The following is a 5,081-nucleotide window of genomic DNA, read 5'->3' as shown; positions in this document are numbered from 1 at the left end:
AAACAAATATATAAATAATTTTCTATTAAGTAAAAATAAATTATAAAAGTATAAAAGGGCGTGTCTCAATTACTAATTAGAAACAATCCCTTTTATACTTTTATCTATTAATTACCCATATAAAATAGTTTAACAATAAAGCATATAGTAACCATATTAAGTATGGTAAATTTATCAAGCCTGCAGCTTTATTTATTTATAAAATTTATATATCATTATTATAAGTACTATTATCAATAATATTAAATCAACTAAGGCTGTAAATCTTAAACCTAATCCAAAAAATAATATACTCCATATAAAATTTAAACCTAGCTGCAACCAATAATAAAACATTGCATCTTTAACTTTTGATAAAGTAGATCCCTTTTTTAATATTTTATATGATGATATCCCCATAAGTACATATAGTATAGTCCAAGCTATAGGAAATATATAACCTGGTGGTGCAAAGCTTGGCTTTATTAACTGGGAATAATATTGCGATGTTGATACTCCAGATAGCAAGCTTGATAGAGAATTACTTAAATAACCTATTATTAACGGTATTAATATACTTATTATAAAATTTCTTACCTCTTTAATTGATATAATCAATTTTTTCTCCCCCTCTTTTAATTCTCATTTAGTTAATAAATATGTACAAGACTAYACTAATGTTTCAAATAAAAAATTTAATAAGTAAAAAAGCCTAGAGATTACTCTCTAGACTTTTAATCTATTGTAAGTTAGCTTTCACTAACTCATTTATTAGTTTACCATCAGCTCTACCTTTTACTTTAGGTCTTATAACTGACATTATTTTTCCCATATCTTTCATTGAAGTAGCTCCAACTTCAGATATAGTAAGTTTTACTATTTCATTTAGCTCTTCTTCGCTTAACTGTTGAGGTAGGTACTCTTTTAAAACTTTGATTTCAGCCTCTGTTTCACTTACTAAGTCGTCTCTATTAGCTTTGGCGAATTCTTCTAAAGCATCTCTACGTTGCTTTAGTTGTTTAGATATTATATCTATAATTCCTTCGTCATCAAGTTCAACTCTATTGTCAACCTCATATTGCTTTATAGAAGCTCTTATCAAAGTTACTACAGATTTCTTTACTGTATCTTTGTTCTTCATTGAAGATTTTAAATCTTCTTGTAACTTTTCTTTAAGGGACATTCCCTTCACCTCTTTATTTGTATATTACTATTTCTTAGCGTTTTTTCTTCTTGCTGCTTCTGCTTTCTTCTTACGTCTAACGCTTGGCTTATCATAGTGCTCTCTTTTTCTAACTTCAGACATGATGCCAGACATAGCACATTGACGCTTGAATCTTCTTAAAGCGCTGTCTAATGTTTCATTTTCTCTTACTCTTACTTCTGACATTTCTTTTTCCCTCCCTCCGATAGCGCGAATTATGCTTTGGACTGTAACGATTATTCTGCAAAAGATGCATTACAATCTCACACTTTGTTTATTATAAACTAATTTTATTTTTTTTTCAAGTATTTTTAAACAATAAGGTCTTTTTTTAACTAGTTTATTTTTCCATATGTTCATATAAAGGTAATTTCTTACCTGCAAGTACATGATAATGGATATGTTTTACCTCTTGTCCTCCATCATCTCCGCAGTTATTTATAATTCTAAATCCAGACTTGGCAAAGTTTTTATCATTAGCTATTTTATTTATAATATTATGAATATGTGCAACTATATCCATTTCATTCTCAGGTATATCAATAATACTTTCATAATGTTTTTTAGGTATAACTAATATATGATATGGTGCTACTGGATTTATATCATTAAATGCTAATACTTTATCATCTTCATAAACTTTACTAGATGGTATTTCACCATTTATTATTTTACAAAATATACAACTCACTTGATACACCTCCTTTATATGATTTTATATATTTTTCTACAGATTATACTAATATTCCTTCTACATATTCANCTTKNTACACCTCCTTTATATGATTTTATATATTTTTCTACAGATTATACTAATATTCCTTCTACATATTCATCTTTTATATCTGTTAATTTAACTTTTAGTATTTCTCCATGTATATCTTTATCACTCTTAACTACAACTCTTATATAGTTAGGCGTTAATCCTTCATAAGTATTTTCTGCTATACTTTGTTCAAATAAAACATCTATTTCTTGTCCAATAAACTTTCCTGCAAATTTTTCAAAGTTTTCTTTATTTAAATTTAAAAGTTTATCACTTCTAAGTTGTTTCATTTGCGGATCTATTTGATTTTCCATAGTAGCTGCTGGAGTACCTTTTCTTGGAGAATATTTAAACACATGCATTTGTGATAATTCTATTTCCTTTAAAAATTCATATGTTTTATTAAATTCATCATTAGTTTCTCCAGGGAAACCTACAATTACATCAGTAGTTATTGCTACATTAGGTATATTTTCTCTTAATCTATCTACTATTTCCTTATATTCTTTAGTAGTATATCTTCTATTCATTCTCTTTAATGTCTCATCACAACCACTTTGTAATGATAAATGATAGTGTGGACATACTTTTTCCATTTTAGAAACTTCGCTTACAAATTCATCTGTAAATAATATTGGTTCAACTGAACTTAATCTTATTCTTTCTATTCCATCTATTTCATTTATAGTTTTTATTACAGTTAATAAGTTTATATTTTCATCTCTTACATCTTTTCCATATGATGCAACATGTATTCCAGTTAAAACTACTTCTTTATATCCATTTAAAACTAACTTTTCAACTTCTGCTACTATACTTTCTAAGTCTCTACTTCTTACTTTTCCACCTCTTGCATAAGGTATTATACAGTAAGTACAGAATCTATCACATCCATCTTGTATTTTTATAAATGCTCTAGTTCTTCCATTTGTTTGACTTATTTCTATTTCTTCAAAAGCTCTGACCTTCATTATGTCATCAACTGTACTTGCTTTTTTGCTACCATCAAGTTTTTTTATTTCTTCTACAATTTGTCTTCTTTCATTAGTTCCCATAACTAAGTTTACTTCTTCTATCTCAAGTATTTCTTCTGGAGATACTTGTGAGTAACAACCAACAACAGCTATTATTGCATTTGGGTTTTTCTTTTTCATTCTTCTTATATATTGACGTGATTTTCTATCACTCATATGAGTTACAGTACATGTATTTATTACATAAACATCTGCAAATTCTTCACTATCAACTTGAACATATCCATCTTTTTTAAACATCTCAAGCATAGCTTCAGTTTCATATTGGTTTACTTTACATCCTAATGTGTAAAAAGCTACTTTTTTCATTTATTCGTCGCCTCCTAAGTCGCTTAATTCATATAAAACTATAGAAGAAGCTACAAGTGATGCAGTTTCTGTTCTTAAAATTCTAGGTCCTAAAGATACTGACGTTCCACCTATTTCTTCTATAGCTTCTATTTCGCTTTCTTCAAATCCACCTTCTGGACCAACAAAGATTCCCATAGTATTTATATTTACACCTTTTATTGCTTGTTTAATCGATTTTGTTCTTTCATTTTCATAAGGTGCTATATTTAAGTCATTATTATTCATATCTTCTAAAGCTTCTTTAAAGCTTAATATACCTCTTAATGTAGGTATCTTACCTCTTTTACTTTGCTTTGCTGCTTCGTATATTATACGTTCCCATCTTTCAAGCTTTTTATCTTCTTTTTTATCATCTACTTTTGATACACTTCTTTTAGTTTGTACTAGAACTATTTCATCTACTCCAACTTCAGTAAGCTTTTGAAGTATCATTTCCATTTTAGGTCCTTTGGGAAGACCTTGATATACTTTTATTTTTAAGTCTGATTCTCTTTTTACATCAACTTTTTCTAATATGTTTAAACTAACTGCAGATTTATCTATATCAGTTATCTCACATATATATTCATTATTGTCATTATCACATATTTCTAATTCTTCTCCAATTTTACATCTAAGTACTTTAGAAATATGTTTTACATCTTCACCTTCAATAATACAACTATTAGTTTCTAAATTAATATTTTGTTTTTTTACAAAAAATCTATCCATAAAATCACCTACTTAATTTTAGAAACTATAGCATTCCACTCACCTAAAGATTGTACTTCAACAACTTCAAGTCCATTTTCTTCTAAAGAAGCTTTAACTTCATCTACTTTTGCATGTATTATACCTGATGATATAAATACTGCATCATCCTTCATAAAGTTCTTAATATCTTTAGCTAATATTTTTATTATATCTGCTATTATATTTGCCACAACTATATCAGCTTTATCACTTACAACTTCCATAAGATTTCCATGTAAAGCTTTAACTTTATCTTCAACTTTATTTAACTCTATATTTTCTTTAGAAACTTTTACTGCTACTTCATCTAAATCAACTGCTAATACGTCATTAGCACCAAGTTTTGCTGCTGCTATAGCAAGTATTCCACTACCACAACCTATATCAAATACCTTGGAATCTTGTTTAACATACTTTTCTAATTGTTGTATACACATACTAGTTGTTTCATGTGTACCTGTACCAAATGCCATGCCTGGGTCTAATTCTATTATTAAATCTCCGTCCTTAGCTTCATACTCTTCCCAAGTTGGTTTTACTACAACTTTTTCACCTACTTTTGTTGGCTTGTAGTAATTTTTCCATTCATTTGCCCAATCTTCTTCATCAACTTGAGATATTTCCACTATAGCGTCTCCTACGTCTATACCAAATTCTTTTAATCCATCTATTTTTTCTTTTATTAAGTTTATATCTTCTGTTACATCTCTTTCTTCTGTTATGTAAGTTTTTATTATAACTCCATCATATCCGCTATTGAATATTTCTTCTTCTACAAAATCCCAATCATATTCATTTTTCTTTTGGAATTTAAAATCCTTAGGATCTTCTATAGATACTCCGCCTACATTTTGTTCATATAATATATTTGTTACAGCTTCTACAGCTTCTGTTGTCGTTTTTATTGTTATTTCAGTCCACTTCATCTACTGATACCTACCTTTATATTAATTTCGTATTTTAAGTAAATTTTATTATATCATATTTATTATTATCTTTAATAATATTCTTTTAT

Annotated in this window: 8 protein-coding genes; all 8 read right to left on the bottom strand. The window is 27.9% G+C overall.

What is annotated here, in order from left to right; all coding sequences use genetic code 11:
- Positions 1 to 100: 100 nt before the first annotated feature.
- Positions 101 to 178, bottom strand: a complete 78-nt coding sequence (locus tag G3997_RS11505) for a hypothetical protein (protein ID WP_334299846.1) — start codon at positions 176 to 178, stop codon at positions 101 to 103.
- Positions 179 to 192: 14 nt separating this feature from the next.
- Positions 193 to 597, bottom strand: a complete 405-nt coding sequence (locus G3997_RS02200; protein ID WP_330616171.1) for a TspO/MBR family protein — start codon at positions 595 to 597, stop codon at positions 193 to 195.
- 121 nt (positions 598 to 718) lie between these two features.
- Positions 719 to 1,162, bottom strand: coding sequence for a GatB/YqeY domain-containing protein (locus G3997_RS02195; protein WP_294570964.1), 444 nt, complete (start codon positions 1,160 to 1,162; stop codon positions 719 to 721).
- A gap of 27 nt (positions 1,163 to 1,189) precedes the next feature.
- Positions 1,190 to 1,369 carry a 30S ribosomal protein S21 gene (rpsU, locus tag G3997_RS02190; protein WP_071121214.1) on the bottom strand — a complete coding sequence of 60 codons (180 nt, stop codon included), beginning with the start codon at positions 1,367 to 1,369 and terminating at the stop codon, positions 1,190 to 1,192.
- Between the two features lie 154 nt (positions 1,370 to 1,523).
- A complete protein-coding gene (locus G3997_RS02185) occupies positions 1,524 to 1,874 on the bottom strand; it encodes a histidine triad nucleotide-binding protein (protein ID WP_296647385.1) in 351 nt (116 codons plus the stop codon).
- A 116-nt stretch (positions 1,875 to 1,990) separates the two neighbouring features.
- Positions 1,991 to 3,292, bottom strand: coding sequence for a tRNA (N(6)-L-threonylcarbamoyladenosine(37)-C(2))-methylthiotransferase MtaB (gene mtaB, locus G3997_RS02180; RefSeq protein WP_296647382.1), 1,302 nt, complete (start codon positions 3,290 to 3,292; stop codon positions 1,991 to 1,993).
- Positions 3,293 to 4,045, bottom strand: coding sequence for a 16S rRNA (uracil(1498)-N(3))-methyltransferase (locus tag G3997_RS02175; RefSeq protein WP_296647377.1), 753 nt, complete (start codon positions 4,043 to 4,045; stop codon positions 3,293 to 3,295).
- Between the two features lie 8 nt (positions 4,046 to 4,053).
- Complete coding sequence (prmA, locus tag G3997_RS02170) at positions 4,054 to 4,992, bottom strand: 50S ribosomal protein L11 methyltransferase (RefSeq protein ID WP_296647374.1); 939 nt, start codon at positions 4,990 to 4,992, stop codon at positions 4,054 to 4,056.
- Positions 4,993 to 5,081: the final 89 nt, after the last annotated feature.

Origin of the sequence: Romboutsia sp. 13368 (genome assembly GCF_018336475.1) — a bacterium.
GTDB lineage: Bacteria > Bacillota > Clostridia > Peptostreptococcales > Peptostreptococcaceae > Romboutsia.
This window is presented reverse-complemented; position numbering and strand designations above follow the sequence as displayed.